The organism is Bifidobacterium sp. ESL0784 (assembly GCF_029433295.1).
Taxonomy (GTDB): domain Bacteria; phylum Actinomycetota; class Actinomycetes; order Actinomycetales; family Bifidobacteriaceae; genus Bifidobacterium.
This window is the reverse complement of the sequence record NZ_JAQTHV010000001.1, coordinates 536266-557007: the sequence shown is the minus strand read 5'-3', so window position 1 is coordinate 557007 and position 20742 is coordinate 536266. Positions and strand designations below refer to the sequence as shown.

At 59.0% G+C, this 20742-nt stretch carries 13 protein-coding genes; 7 read left to right on the top strand and 6 right to left on the bottom strand.

Annotated features, from left to right (window positions below; translation table 11 throughout):
- Positions 1-9: 9 nt before the first annotated feature.
- The 4 genes from PT279_RS02080 to PT279_RS02065 all read left to right on the top strand — a co-directional run bounded on the left by PT279_RS02080 (position 10) and on the right by PT279_RS02065 (position 5859).
- Positions 10-1374, top strand: a complete 1365-nt coding sequence (locus PT279_RS02080; protein ID WP_277164976.1) for a DUF58 domain-containing protein — start codon at positions 10-12, stop codon at positions 1372-1374.
- Complete coding sequence (locus PT279_RS02075; RefSeq protein WP_277164974.1) at positions 1371-4121, top strand: transglutaminase domain-containing protein; 2751 nt, start codon at positions 1371-1373, stop codon at positions 4119-4121. Before PT279_RS02080 ends, PT279_RS02075 begins: the two co-directional genes overlap by 4 nt.
- A 2-nt stretch (positions 4122-4123) precedes the next feature.
- Positions 4124-4981, top strand: a complete 858-nt coding sequence (locus PT279_RS02070; protein WP_277164972.1) for a serine/threonine-protein phosphatase — start codon at positions 4124-4126, stop codon at positions 4979-4981.
- Between the two features lie 164 nt (positions 4982-5145).
- Positions 5146-5859, top strand: coding sequence for a hypothetical protein (locus PT279_RS02065; RefSeq protein ID WP_277164970.1), 714 nt, complete (start codon positions 5146-5148; stop codon positions 5857-5859).
- A 199-nt stretch (positions 5860-6058) separates the two neighbouring features.
- Here PT279_RS02065 and PT279_RS02060 read toward each other — a convergent pair whose 3' ends face one another.
- Positions 6059-6667, bottom strand: a complete 609-nt coding sequence (locus PT279_RS02060; protein WP_277164968.1) for an FHA domain-containing protein — start codon at positions 6665-6667, stop codon at positions 6059-6061.
- Between the two features lie 207 nt (positions 6668-6874).
- On the opposite strand from PT279_RS02060, the gene PT279_RS02055 reads away from it, so the two are divergent.
- Together PT279_RS02055 and PT279_RS02050 are read left to right on the top strand one after the other, a co-directional pair.
- Positions 6875-7426: a hypothetical protein gene (locus PT279_RS02055; protein WP_277164966.1), complete on the top strand. Its 552-nt coding sequence runs from the start codon at positions 6875-6877 to the stop codon at positions 7424-7426.
- Between the two features lie 26 nt (positions 7427-7452).
- Positions 7453-7869 (top strand): hypothetical protein, encoded by a 417-nt coding sequence (locus PT279_RS02050; RefSeq protein ID WP_277164965.1) that lies wholly within the window; start codon positions 7453-7455, stop codon positions 7867-7869.
- Positions 7870-8057: 188 nt separating this feature from the next.
- Here the strand turns inward: PT279_RS02050 and PT279_RS02045 are convergent, their stop codons facing one another.
- Both PT279_RS02045 and rpoB read right to left on the bottom strand, forming a co-directional pair.
- On the bottom strand, positions 8058-12128 hold the full coding sequence (locus PT279_RS02045) for a DNA-directed RNA polymerase subunit beta' (RefSeq protein WP_277164964.1): 4071 nt from the start codon (positions 12126-12128) through the stop codon (positions 8058-8060).
- A 114-nt stretch (positions 12129-12242) separates the two neighbouring features.
- Positions 12243-15848, bottom strand: a complete 3606-nt coding sequence (gene rpoB / locus PT279_RS02040) for a DNA-directed RNA polymerase subunit beta (RefSeq protein ID WP_277164962.1) — start codon at positions 15846-15848, stop codon at positions 12243-12245.
- Positions 15849-16186: 338 nt separating this feature from the next.
- Here rpoB and PT279_RS02035 point away from each other — a divergent pair, with 338 nt between their 5' ends.
- On the top strand, positions 16187-17341 hold the full coding sequence (locus tag PT279_RS02035) for an FAD-dependent oxidoreductase (protein WP_277164960.1): 1155 nt from the start codon (positions 16187-16189) through the stop codon (positions 17339-17341).
- A gap of 205 nt (positions 17342-17546) precedes the next feature.
- Here the strand turns inward: PT279_RS02035 and PT279_RS02030 are convergent, their stop codons facing one another.
- The 3 genes from PT279_RS02030 to PT279_RS02020 form a co-directional block, all read right to left on the bottom strand.
- On the bottom strand, positions 17547-18425 hold the full coding sequence (locus tag PT279_RS02030; protein ID WP_277164958.1) for a hypothetical protein: 879 nt from the start codon (positions 18423-18425) through the stop codon (positions 17547-17549).
- 182 nt (positions 18426-18607) lie between these two features.
- On the bottom strand, positions 18608-19495 hold the full coding sequence (garR, locus tag PT279_RS02025) for a 2-hydroxy-3-oxopropionate reductase (protein WP_277164956.1): 888 nt from the start codon (positions 19493-19495) through the stop codon (positions 18608-18610).
- A gap of 72 nt (positions 19496-19567) precedes the next feature.
- Positions 19568-20710, bottom strand: a complete 1143-nt coding sequence (locus PT279_RS02020; protein WP_277164954.1) for a glycerate kinase — start codon at positions 20708-20710, stop codon at positions 19568-19570.
- Positions 20711-20742 lie beyond the last annotated feature (32 nt).

Below are 20742 nucleotides of genomic sequence, written 5' to 3'. Positions count from 1 at the left end.
AGAAACACCATGCACTTTTCCAGAAACCGACACCAGCCGCAGGCGATGCAGCCCGGTTTTCCCGCATCCTCGCAAAACGGGGCCTTTGCGGTGGGCGACGGCCGCCGCCGCAAAGGGGCTCGCCGCCTCAAGGGGCGCAGACCCAGCCTGCTGGAAAACAACACCCGCCTTGCACGTCTGACACTCAAGGCGCGCCACCGTGCGGCGATTGCGCGCAAGAGGCTGCCCGGATGGCTCACTGCCTACGTCTCGCCGCTGGGTTGGTCTCTCACCGGCATGGCCGTGGTCTGCCTCGCGGCGTTCCCTGCGCTGGGATGGCACGAGCTGCTGGTCTGCGGAATCATCGGTCTGGTCATGTTGGTGAGCGGCATCGCCATGTCACTCGGTAATACAAAGTTTCATGCGGCACTATCCGTTTCCGATAACCGCATCACCGTCGGCGAACATGTCAAAGTCGACGTCAAGATCTCCAACCCCGGCAAAAGCCCGACCGTCAGCGTACTCGGCGACCTGCCGATGGGCGAGATGCACCAGCGTTTCCGCATCCCCGCGCTGGCCCCGGGCAAGGCCAAGAACGAGCAAGTCGAGTTCCGCGCCACCTCGCGCGCGATCCTGCCGGTAGGCCCGCTGAAGATCAGCAAGGGCGATCCTTTCGGCATCGTCCGCCACGAACAGTCACTCTCGCAATCGGTCAACGTCTTCATCCATCCGAAAACCGTTTTCCTGAACAGCCTTGATTCCGGCATTTTCCGCGACCTCGAGGGCAGCCCCTCCGGCCAGGTGGTCGACGACGACCTTGATTTCTACGGCCTGCGCGAATACCGCCCCGGCGACGACATGCGCAACGTCCACTGGCTTTCCTCAGCGAAAACGGGCACGATGATGGTCCGCCAGTACGAAGCCACCAAACGCACCGACACCTCTATCACGCTGGGAGTCAACCCCACCGACTACTCGACCGAAGACGAATTCGAGCTGGCCGTGAGTATCGCCGCCTCCATCGGCACCGAATGCCTGATCGAAGACCGTCCGCTGTCCATCCAGGCCGCCTCGGATTCCCTGATCCCGCGCGGAGCCATGCCATTCCTCGACTGGATGAGCGGGGTCAAGCCTGATATGGATGAGAACCCGAACCTTGCCGTCGCGACTCTTGCCACCAGTCCCGGCGCCTCGTTCTATTTCTTCGTGGTCGGCTCGGGCACGAAACTCGAACGCCTGCGTCGCATCGCCGCCGCGCTGAGCCGCGAATCCATCTGCGTCATGCTGCAGATCGACCCCATCGCCGGCAACGCCATCCACCAATACGATGACTTCACCCTGGCCACGCTCGCCTCCCTCGACGATCTTCCACTGATCATGGAGGCGCTGAAATGAGCGGCACCAATCCTATGAGTGATTCCTTCAATGCGGCGGACCGGGCCAACGCTCCGGCTTCCGCGGCGGCATCCCTGCCCGATTTCACCGGCACGGCCGGCACCACCGGCACCTGGGCGAGTACCACCCGCACCCCGATTGCGCTAACGGCCACCAGCGACGGCCAGCGCCAGAGATTCGTCACCGTGCGCCGGCCCTGGGCCACCGCCTCCATCGGCGCCCTGATCGTCCTTGCCGCCGTGTGCCTCAATTCTGCAAATCTCATCGACGTCTACGGCAATGTTCTGGTTTGGGCCACGGCAGCGATTCCAGCCGCACTGCTGGGCGTGCTGATCGCGCTGGCCGGCGTCAATCCGGCGTTGAAACTGTGGTGGCAGATCGTCTTCCTGGTCCTCGCCCAGTTCCTCGTCGGGCCCGTCATTGCCCTCAACGACACCACCATCGCGCATATCGTGCCGAGTTTGCAGACCATCACCCAAGGCTTCATACAGACCTTCGGCTCGTTCAAATACGTCATCGCCGTCATTCCCCCGCTCGGCAACGCCAACGGCAGCCTGATGGCGCTGTGGACGCTCAACCTGTGGACGGCGTTCCTCGCGGGCGTCTTCGCGGTTTCGGCGAGCAACAAGATCAATCTGATCACCGTCTTCCCGCTGGCGTTGAACCTCGCGGCGAGCGCGCTTCTGGGCACCGCCTACGGCACGCTGCGCCCGGTCTGCGGCATCATCGCCATGCTGGCATTGGTCATCTGGCTCTCCTGGCGCTGGCAATCGCTGGATATGCGCCGGCCGATAAGCATGATCATCATCATCGTCCTCGCCGTCGGCCTTTCCTTCGGCACGACCCTGATCGTCCCCCAGCACCGTCTCACCCTGCGCGACCGCTACAACCCGCCGCTCGACCCGCACCAATACACGAGCCCGTTGAGCGACATGCGTTCCTACGTCAAATACCACAAGAAGGAAACGCTGCTTTCGGTTTCGGGGCTTCCCGCCGGTACTCCGGTGCGTCTGGCCGTCATGGACCGCTTCGACGGCAACGTCTGGAACCTTTCGGATTCCACCGATGCCAGCGATTCCTCGGATTACCGCAAGATCGGCAGCAGTATCGCCAACAACACGCAGGGCGAGCAGTTCAAGGCCACCTTCAAGGTGCACAAAGGCTTCTCCGAGCAATGGCTGCCCCTGGCCGGCGATGCCACGTCGATCGGGATGAACACCCAGGACTTCTACTACAACATGGGCACGCATTCCGCCATTGTGTCGAACAGCTCCCTGGGCGGGCAGACCTACACCGAATCCGGCGTCATCGCCGACTTGCCGAGCCAGCAGCAGATCACCCACGCCAGCGCCCAGCGCATCACGCAGCCCGAGGCCAAGGACATCCCCGACAGCGCCAGCAAGCTCGCTCCGTCCCTCACCGGCAGGCAGTCCAGCGACGGCGCGACCGCACAGACGCTCGCCACCGCGCTCAAGACCAAAGGCTGGTTCTCCCACGGCCTTGCGGGTGATTATCCTTCCCTGCCCGGCCACGGCAACTTCCGCATCGATTCCATGCTCGGCGGCACCGCGATGGTCGGCGACAGCGAGCAGTACGCTTCGGCGATGGCGATGATGGCCCGCGAGCTGAACCTCCCTTCGCGCGTGGTGCTCGGTTTCATCCCGAAAGACAAGGACGGCAACATCACCAAGTCCCGCACCTCACACGGCAAGGACGGCGTCACCGAAACGAACTTCACCGGCAACGACATCGAAGCCTGGGTCGAGATCAACTTCAAGGATTACGGCTGGGTCCCCTTCTACCCCACGCCCAAGGAGACGAAGGTCCCGAACAAGAACCAGGACCTGACCCCTCCGAACCCGAAGACCCTCGTGCGCCAGCCTCCGGTGCCGCTGGTCGATCCTTTGCACGACCAGAACCAAGCCCGCGACCAGTCCTCGCTCGACGGCGCGGATGCCGGCAACCAGAACGGCAACGCCATGCTGATGCGGATCCTCGAAATCGCTGAGAAGGTGGCCATCTACGGCAGTCCGTTGTGGATCATCCTCATCATCTGCGGACTGATCCTCCTGATCAAAGCCATCCAACTGGCCGTCATGGCCCGTCGCGGCAGCTCGGGGCAGCGCATCGCCTCCGGCTGGAAGGCCATCGATATGCTCGCCGACCAAAGCGGCATCAAGACCTCCGGCACCCGCCGGCACCAGGTCGAGCAGATCGACAAGGCGCTTCACGCCGCAACCGAAGACGCGGCAGCCACCTCGGCCGCAGCGTTAATGGTTCCCGAAGCAGGCCAGGCGACGAGCCGCAAGGCCAGGAAAGCGACCGAAAAAACGGCGAAAAAGGCAGCCAGGAAAGCGACCAAAGCCCGGAAGAGAAAGACATCGGCCAAGAGCCGTCCGATCGATCTCGAGCAGCTGAGGTTGCTTTCACGCGAGGCCGATTGGGTCGCCTTCTCCGGCGAGAAGCCTCAGAAGGATGCCTCGGCGGATTACTGGAAGCGCGTCAAGGCCATGCGCAAGGCCATCCTCGCCAACCAGCCCCGCATGCGCCGTCTGCGTACCCGTCTTTCGCTCAAGGGCGTCTTCCATATGCCGCACCTCAACCTCAAACGGTTCAGGAAGGCGGCTTCCACAAACGCTTCGGGCGCCAAGCCGCGCAAAACCTCGAAGACGAATGCGACAAAGAGCACGTCTATACTCAAAGGTGTGCATTCGAAACGAAAATCCGCCAAACAGAAAGGTCGCTGATCATGTCTGAGCATCCACATATCCGTGCGGCCATGGGCAGCGATATCGGCAGAAAACGCCGCAACAACCAGGACTCGGGAGTCAACGAATCCGGCGTCTACATGGTCTGTGACGGCATGGGAGGAGGTGTCGGCGGGGAACGCGCCAGCGCGCTGACCGCCGAACACTTCAAAGCCATCGCCGGTGAACCGATCAGGTCGAGGCAGATTATCGAATCCGCGTTGGATACGGCCCAAGACGATGTCTATGAGCTGGGCCAGGACCTCGGCGGTGTGGCCGGAACGACGGCCACCGGCATCATCCTGCCCGCCCGCCCCGGCGAGGACGGCAACGAGCAGGCGCCGCTTTGGTACGTGATCAACGTCGGCGATTCCCGCACCTACCATTTCGACCTCGACGCTCGGGGCAACGCGATCGCGTCCTCGATCAGCCATGTCACTAAGGACCATTCCCAGCGCCAACAGGCCATCGACGCCGGGCTGATGTCGCCGCAGATGGCCAACGCGACCATCCCCCGCAACGTCATCACCCAGTGCATCGGCGCGCCGCAGGGCGTCAGGCCCGATTTCTACGCCGTGGTGCCGTCCGGCCGTTTCGTCGTATGCTCCGACGGACTGTATTCCGAAGTCCCCGACGCGCAAATCGCAGCGATCTGCCAGGCGAACCCGGACCCGGAACGCGCCATGGAGGCACTTGTCAAGGCCGCGCTTGCAGCCGGCGGCAAAGACAACATCACGGTCATCGTCGTCGATGTGTGGCCGGATAGGCCCTATGACGAACCTTGGCACGCCAGCAAGCTCGACGACGGAGAGGAGCTGGAGACCATCGGGGACATCACGCTTGACAGCCTGCATACATAAAATTTCCATCAATTCTTCGTTTTTTATTTCATCCGTGCGTCATTCGCGCGACATAACGAAAACGAACCGATATAATCATTTATTAGTAAAGCAGTAAACTATCGATAACAACAAGCCAGATGAACGTCGTGCGGTTCATCCGATAAGAAAGGGAAGTGAAGCAAATGGTTGATTACGACACCGCTGTCACCATTGTTCAGGATTCCGACGCAGACCCAGTCATGCTGGCGAAAGTCGCCTACGAAAACCCCGATTTCGGCGCGAACGTGGCCGCGAACCCACGTGCCTACCCGGGACTGAAGCGTTGGCTCGCCGAGTTCGGCGACGACCGAGCCCGTGAGACACTCAAATCCATGGGCTTCGAGGTGCCCGAAGTCGGCGTTTCGGTCCAAGAGGCACCGGCCCAGCAGGCCGCGGTGGAGCAGGTAGCGACCCAACAGCCGGCCCAGACTTCAACCACGGCTTATTATGGCGGCCAACAGGCGCAGCCGCAGGCTTCAACACCTTATATCGCCGACCAGCAAGCCGCCAACGGACAATATGTCTCTCCCAGCGGACAGTATGCTGCCACCACCGCCACCAACCAGTACGCGACGCAGCAACTGACCAACACCAACCAGTATTCGGCACAGCAACCGACCACCGCCACCACAGGCTACAACCAGCAAATGCCTGTCGCCACGAACGCCTACGGATACACGGCCGAGCAGGCACTCGACCCGAACACCGACCAGATGACCATCGCCAGCATCGCCCAGTACGCCCCCGAGCTGCGCCCGTGCCTGGCCCGCAACCCCAACACCTACCCGGAGCTGCTGAACTGGCTCGCCCAGCTGCACGACCCGGCCATCGACGCCGCCCTGGCCACACGGCAATAGTGCTTGTGGCCGATCCGGCCAAGTCGCTTACGGCGGTCGGCCGGTTTGCGCCGGCCTGCCAACAGCCGAGTCGGAGCATGGCTTATTAAATAACGGATGTCCCGCTACCCTACCGAATCATCGGGTAGCGGGACATCCGTTATTTGTTATTTGAAGTATTGCAAAGCCTGGGAACGGACTTCATCGCCCTAAAGGCTAATCAGTCCTCGACCTCGGTGAGCTTGAAGAACTGGTCGCCGATACGCAGCGTCGTGGGGGCCTTCAGCAGAACCGGGCTGTCTTTGACCTGCTGCTCGTGGTCGTCTTCGACGATGTAGGTGCCGTTGAGCGAACCATAGTCCTCAATCCAGAGCGTACCGTCCTTGTCGTAGCTCACGGCGGCATGGTTGCGCGAAACCGTGCGCGTCGGATCGGCGAGCTTGATGGACATCGCGCCTTGCGGCACGGTGGCCGAAACGTTGCGGCCCAGCAGGGCGCTCTTGGTCAGCTCGATATCCTGGCCGGTGGCATCGTTGTGCAGGCGGTAACGCTTCATCGGCTTCTTACCCATGAACGCGCTGGAAAGCACCGTGCCGTCCCAGTCCTCGATATCGCCCTCGCTGTTGGTCTGCGGGGCAGAGGAGGTCCAGGAATCGTCGACGGCGGGCCTGCTGGTCGCGGCAGTGCTGTCTACGATCGTCTGCGGGGTCTGGGCCGTGCCTGGATCCTTGGCGGACCAATCGGCCGAAGTCTGGTTCGCGGATACAACTGTAGCGTCATCGTCATACCAACCAAGCTCCGGTGGTGGCGGAAAAGGCAAAGTGCTCATAGAGGCCATGGTAGCGCAGAACCGCAACATTCTCGATAGAACTATCATTAAATCTCTCCGAAATTCAACAAACTTAGCCCTTTAATCGCTAACTCAATATACTTTGTGAAGATAATGAAAAATCAATATCAATAAAAAATATCAGATGATAAGGTTTATTTACGCAATACAATTAAAACAATTGCGTAAATATCAAAGGAGATTGTAATGTTTAAAAAAAGTATCTTAAAATTTATTACAACAGGTACTGCAGCCGTCTTTCTTGTTATCGGTACGGCTTCCCCAAGTGCCAATGCAGCTGATTCTGGGCCACAACCACCTCTGACTGACCAATATGTCCTATCTCCCACGTATGTCTCTCCCGATGGGGTACGCGTCACAGCAGGAGACGGCGTGGAAGTCCATAGCGGTAAAGTCGAGCTTGACCCTCACGGCATGACCCGCTCTCTGACAAATTTCCGTTTTGGTTCAAGCTATGCATCCAGTAATGAGCAGATGCAACTCTGGTACACCGGAAAAGCATATGCATCTGGGAAAAAAGATTATAGGTCACCTAATTATGTGACACCCAGACGAGTCATTCAGGTCTGCTTCAAATACACAAGAGGCGGAAATGATGTGCTTGGTTGGCAATGTTCCAATGCTTCTCTTGGTCCCGGCTTCTATCCAGGTCAGACCGTGAGCAGAACAGTCAACGATAGTTTAAATCCTTGGGCGCAAAAAACCGTTTTCCAGTATTCTTATAAAACTACAGTATGAAATACGATAAAATTACAAGGATCGCAATGACTGCAATTCAAGCGATCCTTGTGTGCATAATTATCCTACTTACAGCTATTGCACAGGATTCAATCACCGAATCGATAAACGCTTGGCCAGAGGTTGCAAAAACCAGAATTTTAATTAGCATTTCCTTATTAGTTATATCTGTTGCAACTGCCGCTTTGTCGATAGTAATGCTTAATCTTCTTTACGCATTACTAACAAATCAAAGCAAGTCTGGTATCCTTAGACAGTTGAGAATCATTTGTTGGCTCTCGATTTTTTTGGGAACATATCTATTCACTGTTTTCATCGTATTCTGGGCAATAACTCGTCTGATGCATCCAAGCATCATTCTTATAGTATCATTGGTGATTGCAGTCGTCATCTTTAATGTAATATTTGCTACAGCTGGCATTCACATCATTAATCAACACTGATATCATCACATTATCCGGCTAGCCGTCATCTTCTTCAAGAGAATATGAAAATCGGCTAAAACTTTTAAAAGACCAAACTGAGATTAAAGGGTCTTGTTCTTTTACCACTTGTATGCAAAAAAGTAAAAGAACAAGACCCTTTAAAACTTAGGAAAAGACGCTACTTATCAGACTGCCTTGCATTCACATCAACTAGAGACCTGCGAGCCGGAATCGTCGGCTCCAGTATCTGCGCCTGAAGTGAAATCGGTGTCTCCACCCAGCTCGGTGGCCCCGCCCTGATCGTTGAGGAAGTCATCGGGGTTGAAGTCGTCGCCAAGCTTCAGGTCGCCGAAGTCGATATTGGAGAAGTCCATATCGTCCATGCCACCTTCGCCGAAGTCGGTGTTCGCGGTGTCGCCGCCCAAGCCGAAGTTCGGGTAGATGGTGTCGCGGATGGCCTTGTCGGGCTCGACCGTCGCGTTGCGGTAACGCGCCAGGCCGGTGCCGGCAGGAATGAGTTTGCCGATGATGACGTTCTCCTTCAGGCCCTTGAGCTCGTCGGACTTCTGCTCCAAAGCGGCCTCCGTAAGCACACGGGTGGTCTCTTGGAACGAAGCGGCGGAGAGCCAGGAATCGGTGGCCAGTGAAGCCTTGGTGATGCCCAGAAGCTCTGGACGGCCGGCGGCGGGCTTGCCACCCTCCTTGACGGCCTTCATATTGGCGTCGCGGAACTTGGATTGATCGACCAGTTCGCCAGGCAGCAGGTTCGTGGTGCCGGAATCGATCACCGTGATGCGGCGAAGCATCTGGTGGACGATGACCTCAAGGTGCTTGTCGTGGATATCCACGCCCTGGGAGCGGTACACGTCGTGCACGCCCTCCACGATGTTGACCTGAGCCGCGCGGGGTCCCAAGATACGAAGAATCTTCTTCGGATCGACGGAGCCTTCGATCAGCTGGGTACCGGTGTCGACGTGGTCGCCGTCCTTGACCAAGAGCGGCGCACGGCGGGTCACCGGATAAGTGATCGGCTCGATGGTCGTGTCGTCCGGGGTCAGCGTGACCTGGCGGCCGTGGTCGGAATCCTCGACCTTGACAGTGCCCGGATACTCCGTGATCGGAGCCTCGCCCTTAGGCGTACGCGCCTCGAAGAGCTCGGTGACACGGGGAAGACCCTGGGTGATATCGGAAGCGGAAGCGACGCCGCCGGAGTGGAAGGAACGAAGCGTGAGCTGCGTACCGGGCTCGCCGATGGACTGTGCCGCGACGACGCCGACGGCCTCGCCGACATCCACCAAGCGGTTGGTGGCCAGCGACCAGCCATAGCACTTCGCGCACACGCCGCGCTTGGACTCGCAAGTCAGCACGCTGCGTGCCTTGACCTCTTCAACGCCGTGGGCGACCATATCGCGCAACACGTCCATGGAAAGGGCATCATCGCGCTTGTAGAGCACGGTCTTGCCGTCCTTTGGGTCGATGACGTCGTTGGAAAGCAGACGGGAGTATGGGCCGCCGTCAGCATCCTTGACGAGCACGAGATTGCCGTCCTCATCGCGGTCGGCGATCTTGATTGCCAGACCCTTCTTGGTACCGCAATCCTCTTCGCGAACGATGACCTCCTGGGCCACGTCGACGAGACGACGGGTCAGATAGCCGGATTCCGCGGTACGAAGTGCGGTATCGGCCAAACCCTTGCGGGCGCCGTGCTGGGAGATGAAGTATTCCAAGACAGAGAGGCCTTCACGGTAGTTGGACTTGACAGGACGGGAGATGATCTCGCCCTTCGGGTTCGCCACAAGTCCTCGCATACCGGAGATCTGGCGAATCTGCATCCAGTTGCCTCGGGCTCCGGACTGCACCATGATGTTGACGTTGTTGTCGTCCTTGAAGTTATCGCGCATGGCGTCCGCGACCTTGTCGGTGCATTCGGTCCACAGGTTGATGAGCTCCTGACGGCGTTCCTCTTCGGTCAACAGACCCATCTCATACTGGTCATTGACCTTGTCGGCCTGGCCTTCGTAGTCATGGATGATGTCGAGACGTTCCGGCGGCTCGACGATGTCGGAGAAGGACATCGTGACACCCGACCAAGGAGCACGGGTGAAGCCGAGATCCTTCAGGGCGTCCAGCGTCGCGGCCACCTGAGCGGTGGAGTAACGCGTGGCGATGTCGTCGACGATCGTGGAGAGCTTGCCCTTGGCGACCTGCTCGTTGATGAACGGGTAGTCGACCGGCAGGGTCTCGTTGAACTTCAGACGGCCGTAGGAAGTGGCGAAGAGGACGGAACCGTCCTTGAAACGCTCTTCCTTGACCACGTCCGGGCTGCCCGGCTCGGGGTCGACGACCTTGAGCTCGCTAGGTTCCCAATCGGTGGGGAGCACGAAGTCCTTGGGCAGGCGCACGAGCACCTTGGCCTGCACGTCGACGTCGTTGCGGTCGACGGCCATGCGCAGTTCCTCGGGAGAACCGAGCACGCGGCCCTGGCCCTTGGCACCTTCAACGACGGTGGAAAGGAAGTAGAGACCCAGGATCATATCCTGAGAAGGCATGGTGACGGTGTGGCCATCTGCCGGCTTCAGGATGTTGTCGGAAGCCATCATCAAGGAACGAGCTTCGGCCTGTGCCTCGACGCTCAGCGGCAGATGGACTGCCATCTGGTCGCCATCGAAGTCCGCGTTGAACGCGGCGCAGGCGAGCGGCGGCAGGTGGATGGCCTTGCCTTCGACCAGGATCGGCTCGAAGGCCTGAATGCCGAGCCTGTGCAGCGTAGGCGCACGGTTCAGGAGCACCGGGTGCTCGCTGATGACATCCTCAAGCACGTCCCAGACGGACGAATCCTGACGGTCGACCAAGCGCTTGGCGCTCTTCATGTTCTGCGCGTAGTTCTGGTCCACGAGCTTCTTGATGACGAAGGGCTTGAAGAGCTCCAGGGCCATCGGCTTCGGCAGACCACACTGGTGCATACGCAGCGACGGGCCGACGACGATCACGGAACGGCCGGAATAATCCACGCGCTTGCCCAAGAGGTTCTGACGGAAACGGCCCTGCTTGCCCTTGAGCATATCGCTCAGGGACTTCAGCGGGCGGTTCGAGGCGCCGGTGACAGGGCGGCCACGACGGCCGTTGTCGAACAGGGAGTCGACGGCTTCCTGCAGCATGCGCTTCTCGTTGTTGAGCATGATCTCGGGGGCACCGAGTTCGATGAGCCTCTTCAGACGGTTGTTGCGGTTGATCACACGACGATAGAGATCATTGAGATCAGAGGTCGCAAAACGGCCGCCATCGAGCTGCACCATCGGGCGCAGATCCGGAGGAATGACCGGAATGGCGTTCAAGACCATGGCCTCGGGCTTGTTGTCCGTGGTGAGGAATGCGTTGACGACCTTCAAGCGCTTCAGAGCGCGTGCCTTGCGCTGACCGGAGCCGGTGTCGATCTCTTCGCGAAGTTGCTTGGCGGCAGCTTCGAGGTCGAAGTCACGCAGACGCTGCTGAATGGCTTCGGCACCCATGGAACCTTCGAAATAGTCGCCGTAGCGGTCGACCATTTCCTGCCACAGGTCCACATCGCCTTCCATGTCGCCCGGCTTCAGGGTCTTGAAGCGGTCGAACACGGCGGCAAGACGCTGTGCCTGATCGTCGTAGCGCTGGCGGATGGCCGCCATCTCGCGCTCGGCGGAGTTGCGGATCTTGGACTTGGCGCTGCCCTTGGCATCGCCGCTGGCCTCGAGCTCGGCCATGTCGGCCTCGAGCTTCTTGGCGCGTTCCTCGATCTCGTTGTCGCGGCGCTTGTTGAGCTGTGCGATCTCGGTGTCGAATTCGTCCTGCAGATCCGGCAGATCCTGCTGGCGCTGCTCTTCGTCCACACTCGTGACCATGTAGGCCGCGAAGTAGATGACCTTTTCGAGGTCCTTCGGCGCGATGTCAAGCAGATAGCCCAAACGGCTCGGCACACCCTTGAAGAACCAGATGTGCGTTACCGGTGCGGCCAGCTCGATGTGGCCCATGCGCTCACGGCGGACGCGGGATTTGGTGACCTCCACGCCGCAGCGTTCGCAGACGATGCCCTTAAAACGGACGCGCTTGTATTTGCCGCAGGCGCACTCCCAGTCGCGGGTCGGTCCGAAGATCTGCTCTCCGAACAGGCCGTCCTTCTCGGGCTTCAAAGTTCTATAGTTGATGGTTTCCGGCTTCTTGACTTCGCCGTAACTCCACTTGTGGATGTCCTCGGTAGTGGCGAGTCCGATCCTCAGTTTGTCAAATGCGTTGACGTCCAGCACTATGTTGTCCTGTCTTCCAATTGGTAACAATTACGATTTTCGGCCGGCTTGCCGGGCTTGGTTTTCTATGTATCGCCAAGCCCCGGGCTAAGCCGTATTTGTTAAGCGTTGCCTCTAGCGGTATTCCGGCTGAGGCGCCGCCTGATCGTCCTTGGCCGCGGCGTCCGGGCGGGCGCCGATGTTGAAGCCGAGATCGTTGGAGTTGCCCACAGGGTCATCCTCCGCGTCGTTCAGGTCGATGGCCACGCCGTCAGCGTTGAGCACTTCGACGTTGAGCGAAAGGGACTGCATTTCCTTAAGCAACACCTTGAAGGACTCGGGAATGCCGGCCGGCGGCAGGTTCTCGCCCTTCACAATGGCACCATAGGCGCGCACGCGGCCGTCGACGTCATCGGACTTGGTGGTCATCATCTCGTGCAGCGTGTAGGCGGCGCCGTAGGCCTCGAGGGCCCACACCTCCATCTCACCGAAGCGCTGGCCGCCGAACTGTGCCTTGCCGCCCAGCGGCTGCTGGGTGATCATGGAGTACGGGCCGGTGGAACGCGCGTGGATCTTGTCGTCCACGAGGTGGTGCAGCTTGAGCATGTACATGTAACCCACGGAAATCGGCTTCGGGAAGGGTTCGCCGGTACGGCCGTCGAACAAGGTCGCCTTGCCGTCTTCGCCCACGAGCTTGTTGCCGTCGCGATCGGGAAGGGTGCTCCGCAGGAGGCCCTGGATCACGTCGGGACGCACACCGTCGAAGACGGGGGTGGCCACCGGGGTGTTCGGGTCGCCATGCTCGGCGCCCTGCGGCACGTACTTCTTCCATTCGGCCTCGAGATCCGGGTCGAGCTTGATGTCCCAGCCTGCGTGAGCGATCCAGCCCAAGTGCAGTTCCAGCACCTGGCCCAGGTTCATTCGGCTAGGCACGCCCAGAGGGTTCAGCATGATGTCGATCGGGGTGCCATCGGGCAGGAACGGCATGTCCTCCTCCGGAAGGATGCGGGAGATACAGCCCTTGTTGCCATGGCGGCCGGACATCTTGTCGCCCACCGTGATCTTACGATGCTGGGCGATGTAAACGCGAATCATCGAATTGACGCCGTTGGGCAGCTCGTCGCCGTCCTCTTCGGCCTCGTCGCGGGTGATTTCCTTGATGGAGATGACCGTGCCGGTCTCGCCGTGAGGCACACGCAGCGAGGTATCGCGCACTTCGCGGCTCTTCTCGCCGAAGATGGCGCGAAGCAGACGCTCCTCAGGGGTGAGCTCGGTCTCGCCCTTAGGCGTGACCTTGCCGACCAGGATGTCGCCGGCCTCGACCTCGGCGCCGATGCGGATGATGCCGCGCTCGTCGAGGTTGGCCACCGCTTCCTCGCCGACGTTCGGCAGGTCGCGGGTGATTTCCTCGGCACCGAGCTTGGTGTCGCGGGCGTCGATTTCATACTCTTCGATGTGGATCGAGGAATAGGTGTCGTCCTTCACCAGACGCTGGGAAATGATGACGGCGTCCTCGTAGTTGTAACCGTTCCAAGGCATGAACGCGACCAGCACGTTCTTGCCCAACGCCAGCTCGCCCTTTTCGGTGGCCGAGCCGTCGGCCAGGACGCTGCCACGCTCAACGCGCTCGCCGTCATGGACCAGCGGCACCTGGTTGTAATTGGTGGTCTGGTTGGAACGCTGGAACTTGGCAAGCTTGTAGCTCGACTGGGTTCCGTCGTCGTTGGTGACGCGAATGATATCCGCGGAAACGTAGGTGACCACGCCGTCTTTCTCGCTCAGGATGGTGTCGCCGGAATCGTAGGCGGTGCGCCATTCGGCGCCGGTGCCCACCAGCGGGCGCTCGGACTTCACGAGCGGAACGGCCTGACGCTGCATGTTGGTGCCCATCAGTGCTCGGTGGCCCTCGTCGTGCTCCAGGAACGGAATCAGCGAAGCGCCGACGGAAACCATCTGGCGCGGGGAGACGTCCATGTAGTCGACCTCGGAGACCGGCACATCGACGGCCTCGTCCTCGCCTGCACGCACAAGTGCGGTCTTCTCGACGAAGTTGCCGTTCTCATCCAGCTTCTGGTTGGCCTGTGCGATGACGTGTTCGGCATCGCGGTCAGCGGTCATGTATTCGATGTCGTTGGTGACGTGGCCATCGACGACCTTGCGATACGGGGTCTCGATGAAACCGAACGGGTTGACGCGGCCGAAGGTTGCCAGAGATCCGATAAGGCCGATGTTCGGGCCTTCAGGGGATTCGATTGGGCACATACGTCCGAAGTGGGACGGGTGGACGTCGCGGACCTCCATGGAGGCACGATCGCGCGAAAGGCCACCGGGGCCCAACGCGGAGAGACGACGCTTGTTGGTCACGCCGGAAAGCGGGTTGTTCTGGTCCATGAACTGCGAGAGCTGGGAGGTTCCGAAGAACTCCTTGATCGTCGCGTTGACCGGACGGATGTTGATCAGGGACTGCGGGGTGATGGCCTCGGCGTCCTGAGTTGTCATACGCTCGCGAACCACGCGCTCCATACGGCTCAGGCCGGTGCGCAGCTGGTTCTGGATGAGCTCGCCGACCTGGCGGATACGACGGTTGCCGAAGTGGTCGATATCGTCGGTTTCGACGCGAAGGTCGACGTCCTTGCCATCACGCTTGCCGGGGAAGGTCTTGTCGCCGGCATGCAGTGCCACGAGGTACTTGATGGTGGCGATGATGTCTTCGCGGGAAAGGCTGCGATCGGTCGGATCGGCTTCGAGGCCGAGCTTGCGGTTGATCTTGTAGCGGCCGACGCGTGCAAGATCGTAACGGTGGTTGTTGAAATAGAAGGACTCCAGCAGGTTCTTGCCGGCTTCCGGGGTGGCTGTATCTGCCGGGCGGATCTTGCGGTAGAGGTCGGTCAGGGCCTCGTCCTGCGTGTTGATGGTCTCCTTCTCGAGGGCATCGAGCACGAGCGGATAATCCTTGAAGGACTTCGCGATCTCGTCCTTGGTCATGCCGATGGCCATGAGGAAGACGATGGCGGACTGCTTGCGCTTGCGGTCGACGCGCACGCCCAAAACGTCACGCTTGTCGATCTCGAACTCGAGCCATGCGCCGCGCGACGGGATGATCTTCGCACCGAAGACCTCCTTGTCGCTGGTGCGGTCCGGCGTGCGATCGAAGTAGACGCCCGGGGAACGAACGAGCTGCGAGACGATGACGCGCTCGGTGCCGCCGATGATGAAGGTGCCATGCGGGGTCTGGAGCGGGAAATCGCCCATGAAAACGGTCTGGCTCTTGATCTCGCCGGTGTCGCCGTTCTCGAATTCCGCGTTGACGTAAAGCGGTGCGGAATAGGTGTAATCCTTCTCCTTGCACTCCTGGACCGTGTGGCGCGGTTCCTCGAAGTACGGGTCGGAGAACGTCAGGCTCATGGTCTGCGCGAAGTTCTCGATCGGGGAGATCTCCTCGAAGACTTCCTGCAGGCCCGAAGTATGGGCCACATTGTTGGTGCCGGCCTTGATATCGGCTTCGGCCTTCTTCTTCCAGCGTGCGTTGCCGATGAGCCAATCGAAGCTATCGGTCTGCACCCCCAGAAGGTAGGGCACATCGATGGGTTCCCTGATGGAACCGAAATTCACACGGTCCGACGCCTTATGCAACTTGATGTCGTGCTCATCGGCGCGTGCGATGACTTGTGTGGTGTTCGTCTTGAGCTTATTTTCAGCCAATGGACGTTCCTTATCGCTCGCTTGATCTTTCAAATTCATTTTCCAAGGAAACGCGCCGCAAACGGCTACACTACGCGGGCGCTTCATCGTTAGAGCATGCCCGCAATATGACACACCTTATGCAAAATATTTATTATACACGGCATTGAGACGAAATAGCAAGCGCCACGAAACAGGCCTTGGAGATTTACACAAACTCCGGTAATGTATCCAATAAATGATATATATTATAAAAATGTAATAAGTGATGTATATTATAAAACATGCAAAGAATGACCGCCTTGGCAACTTCAAGTATCATAGTATGATTAAATTTGATATAAGAGCGGTTACTGCTGGAACTCTAGATTGCATCGGAAGATTTCATGAGAAGAATCATGGTACTTGGGGCTGGTTATGCGGGCTTGCATGCCGTTAAGCAGCTCGTCGCTCAGAACCCGGACGCGGAAATAATGCTGGTCAACAGGGATGTTTACCACTACGACACCGCACGACTCCACGAAGTGGCCGTCGGAAGAACCGATCCCTCCGAAATCAGCTTCAACCTGCGCGAAACGGTTGACCCGAGGGTCTCCCTGGTTATCGACGAAGTGATGAGGATCGACCACGACATCCGGGCCGTCGAACTGCGCAAAAACGGGCTGGTCTTCTACGACTATCTGATCAACGCGCTGGGTGGTGCCTCCTCGACGCCGGACGTCCCGGGAGCCACCGGCAACGTGCTGCCGCTGATCACCCTCAACGACGCGATGAGCGCACGAAGCCACGTCGAGCGCGTGCTCACGGATTACCGCTTGAGCCAGAACCCTTACGACCTGCGCATCGCGGTGTGCGGAGACGGATTCTCGGCCGTCGCGTTCATGGCCGCGCTGCTGGACCAGATTCCGGGGCTTGCCAAGCAATTCGGCGTGCCGGCCGACCGGATGGAAGTCCACTGCTTCGCCTCCAACCCCAAGCCCCTTTATCGTTTCGACGCAAAACTCACCGAATGGATCATGGAGGATCTGGGTGGCAGCGGCGTCATTTTCCATCCTTCTTCGCGGGTCACCAAGGTCGAGCCGGGCACCGTCTTCGTCGGCGACCAGGCTTTCCGCGCCAACACCATCGTCTGGGCGACGGGAATCCGCGGCAGCGAGGTCGTTCCGGTCTCGGGCTATGCCCAGAAATTCAACCGCGTCATCGTCCGCGACGACCTATCGGTGGTGGAGGCCGACGGAGGCTGGCCGCGGGAATTCGTGATCGGCGACGTTTCTGCCGTGCCAAACCCGCAGACCGGCCGCGTCTACCCGGCCAGCGCCCAGCTCGCCATTCAGCAGGCAGACTGCGCCGCAAGCAACGTTATCTCGCTGCTGCAGGGCGGGCGCACCTACCGGTTCGTTTTCAAACCCTACGGCACGATCCTGCCGCTCGGTCGGCACTCCGGCGTCGCCCAGCTTGAGGATTCCAAGGGCAACTACACGCGGCTCAAAGGCGCCAAAGTCAGGCTGCTCATCAACAGGATGAACAAGTACTTCAGGGAATCCATCGTTTAGGGATCGTCCGGGCTTCTGGCCTCTAGGAATCGTCTGAACTTCGCGTGTTTCCTGATTATCCGGGCACGCCCATTGTTTAGACCTGACAGATTGTCCGGGTGCTTCCCAATTATCCGGGTATGCCGATTGTTTGAACTTGCCGGATTATCCGACGCGCGATTACGGCGATTCCGTTATTCCCCAAGCATTCGAAATATATTACCGGTTATTTGACGATAACCGGGACCTTCTCGCTTTTCACGTCCGGGTGGCCTTTGAGGCTCAGCTGGGCCAGATAGGTGCCACGTTTCACGCGCGGAAGCTGATTGTCGGGCACGCAGGTGGAACCGGTTTTGTCGGCCGGCCAGGTGATTTTCTGCACGTCCTTGTCACCCTTGGCCATCAGGAGATTACGGGAATCCGCGGGGCAGGCGGCGGAACTCCAGATGGTGTCGCCATTCTGCTCGCTTGAGGCCGCGTCGGCATTGTCATCCGCCTCGGAATCCGAACCATCGTTGGAAGTACCGGAAGACGAACCCGATTTAGAAGACGAACCCGACTTGGAATTCGTGTCGGAACCGGATTTTGAAGCGGAATCGTTACCGGAATCCGAATCCGAGTCCGAAGCCGAACCGTCGTCCGAAATCGTGTAAATGGTAAGGATGCGCGAGGCGTTGGAGGCGTCAACCACGCAGGAATCGTTGCCCTCATAGCGGATGGTGGCCTTGAAATCAAGCGATCCGCCGAGTTCTACACTCTGAGAAACGGGGCTCAGTTCCAGCTTGACGTCCTTTGCGCCGCATTTCCTGACGCCGCCCTGATTGGCTTTATCATCCTGATTGTTTTTATTATTATCGGACTTTCCGGGTTTCTTGGCCAGTGTCTTTTTCCTGCTTCCGGAAACGGAGCTTGAAGACGATTGCCCGCCATGCCCGCCGTGAGTGGCGATGACCTTGGTCGTAAGCGCGTAAACGCCGAACCCGATCAGTGCCAGAAGCGCCAGCGCGACCACACCCACGACGATGCGGCGGCGAAGATAGACGCGCTGCATGTCCTTGCTGGTTTTGCGCTTGCTTTGGCGCTTTTTCGGTTGCTGAGCGGTCATAGCTTCCCAGTGTAAACGACCTTGCTGAATTCGACGTTGCCACACATCATTTCAACATCAAAACGGCAAAACCAAAATATTATGAACAAAACGAGATTCGACGACGGCCTGCAACCAGATCAATGCCTGATTGCAGGTCAACCGCCGAATCCCGTCGAATCCGAATGATTTTCTAAAAGCTTTCAGTCCTTCTGAAGCTTCATATCATTGACCATCTCGTACCATTCTGCGATGGCGCTGTGGTCTTCCTTCTCGTGGCCATGGGCCTTGAGCGACTGCATGATCTCCATGGCGAGCGCACTGAACGGCGCCGAGACATTGATGCCATGCGAGGTGTCCATGACGTTCTGCAGATCCTTGATATGCAGTTCGATACGGAAACCGGGGTCGAAGTTGCCGGAGAAGATCTTCTCGGACTTCTGATCCATGACCACACTGCCCGCCAGACCACTGCGGATGGCCTGATAGACACGCTCCGGGTCGACGCCAGCCTTTTTCGCCAGCGAATACGCCTCGGAGATGCCCGCGATGTTGATGGCCACGATCATCTGGTTGGCTAGCTTGGTGATATTGCCGGCTCCAATCTCACCGACCAGGGTGACCGTCGATGCCATCGTCTTGAGCAGGTCCTCATACTTGGCGAAGACCTTCTCGTCGCCGCCGACCATCACCGCGATGGTGCCGTCGACGGCCTTGGGCTCGCCGCCGGAAACCGGGGCGTCAAGGAAGTCGACTCCCATCTCGCCCAGGCGCTTACCGAAATCACGGCTGGCCAGAGGTGCGATGGAGCTCATGTCGATGACGGCCTTGCCTGCGCTCAGACCTTCGGCGATGCCGTCCTTATCGAACAGCGCGCTTTCCACGTTCGGAGAATTCGGCAGCATGGTGATGACAACATCGCAACGCTGTGCAACGTCCTTGCCGCTCTTTCCCTCTTCGCCGCCCGCTTCGACGACAGAAGCGATGTTCGACGTATTGCGGTCATAGCCAACGACCTGATGGCCGGCCTTCAGAACGTTGATTGCCATGGGCTTGCCCATGATTCCCAATCCTACAAATCCAACTTTCATTATGTTCCTTTCTATACAAAATCAATGAGATTCTGATGTCCCCGTTCATAGAGACCGGGAAACAAGTCTGTTTCAGGTCCTTTTTGCCATCAGAAAGGCGCGCATCGCGCTCTCCCCTGCAATCGGTACCGTTTCGGTCACACGCGCCATACACCGCTTAAGAGATGTCGGTTCGTAAACGCAGGAAAGCACCAGATCGATACCTTCTTCATAGACACCGCCCAAATCATCGGCACGACTGCCCACCACAGCCACAACGGGCACGCCGAATTTCTTGGCCCTTAGGGCTACGCCGATCGGAGCCTTGCCATTGGCCGATTGCGAATCCATCCTGCCTTCGCCGGTGATGACCAGATCGACATGCGGCATGACTTTCTCAATGCCGATGATGTCGAGGACAGTATCGATGCCGCTTTTGATCTCGGCGCCGCAGAAAGCGACCAACGCGGCGCCGAGTCCGCCTGCCGCGCCTGCCCCGGCGACGGAGGCGACATCGAAGCCGGCGACATCGAAAAGCAGCTTGGCATATTGGCTCATCCACTGATCAAAACGGTCAAGGTCACGGGCGCCAAGCCCCTTTTGCGGACCGTAAATGTGCACCGCACCGTCGGGACCTACCAGCGTGTTGGAGACATCGGTCAGCGCGACGAATTCCGTCTTGAGGATGCGCGGATCGGCATCCGACCAATCGATGGATGTCAGGTTCTCAAGTCCTGCCAAACCACAGGGCACGTATTCGCCGTCGGCATTGAAAAACCGCACGCCCAGCGCCTTGGCCATACCGACACCGCCATCGCTGGTCGCACTGCCTCCCAAACCGATGAAGATTCGCTTTGCACCGGCATCCAACGCATCGAGAATCATCTGCCCGACACCGAACGTGGAAGCGTTCAGCGCGTTTTCGCGGTTCTGCTCGATGAGGGTCAGGCCACTGGCCTGCGCCATTTCGATGATGGCGTCGTCATCGGAAAGGACGTACTTGGCAACGACATCCGCTCCCAGCGGCCCCCGAACATGAACATCACGGAGGTCTCCTCCCTTGGACGCCATCACCGCCTCAACGGTACCTTCCCCGCCATCTGCGATGGGATATTCGAGGACCGTGCAGTCCGGCGCGACGCGACGTATTCCACGTTCAAGCAACTTTTCCACTTCTATGCTCGAAGCCGAGCCTTTAAACGAATCCGTCGCCAAAAGAACCGAATACCTGTTCATCGTATTCTTCCTCCTGATTGACTGCAAACCAT

Excerpts from the sequence above, each read along its gene's own strand:
- PT279_RS02080 (WP_277164976.1), top strand. The coding sequence starts at position 10 with ATGCACTTTTCCAGAAACCGACACCAGCCGCAGGCGATGCAGCCCGGT.
- PT279_RS02075 (WP_277164974.1), top strand. The coding sequence starts at position 1,371 with ATGAGCGGCACCAATCCTATGAGTGATTCCTTCAATGCGGCGGACCGG.
- PT279_RS02070 (WP_277164972.1), top strand. The coding sequence starts at position 4,124 with ATGTCTGAGCATCCACATATCCGTGCGGCCATGGGCAGCGATATCGGC.
- PT279_RS02065 (WP_277164970.1), top strand. The coding sequence starts at position 5,146 with ATGGTTGATTACGACACCGCTGTCACCATTGTTCAGGATTCCGACGCA.
- PT279_RS02060 (WP_277164968.1), bottom strand. The coding sequence starts at position 6,667 with ATGAGCACTTTGCCTTTTCCGCCACCACCGGAGCTTGGTTGGTATGAC.
- PT279_RS02055 (WP_277164966.1), top strand. The coding sequence starts at position 6,875 with ATGTTTAAAAAAAGTATCTTAAAATTTATTACAACAGGTACTGCAGCC.
- PT279_RS02050 (WP_277164965.1), top strand. The coding sequence starts at position 7,453 with ATGACTGCAATTCAAGCGATCCTTGTGTGCATAATTATCCTACTTACA.
- rpoB (WP_277164962.1), bottom strand. The coding sequence starts at position 15,848 with ATGAATTTGAAAGATCAAGCGAGCGATAAGGAACGTCCATTGGCTGAA.
- PT279_RS02035 (WP_277164960.1), top strand. The coding sequence starts at position 16,187 with ATGGTACTTGGGGCTGGTTATGCGGGCTTGCATGCCGTTAAGCAGCTC.
- PT279_RS02030 (WP_277164958.1), bottom strand. The coding sequence starts at position 18,425 with ATGACCGCTCAGCAACCGAAAAAGCGCCAAAGCAAGCGCAAAACCAGC.
- garR (WP_277164956.1), bottom strand. The coding sequence starts at position 19,495 with ATGAAAGTTGGATTTGTAGGATTGGGAATCATGGGCAAGCCCATGGCA.
- PT279_RS02020 (WP_277164954.1), bottom strand. The coding sequence starts at position 20,710 with ATGAACAGGTATTCGGTTCTTTTGGCGACGGATTCGTTTAAAGGCTCG.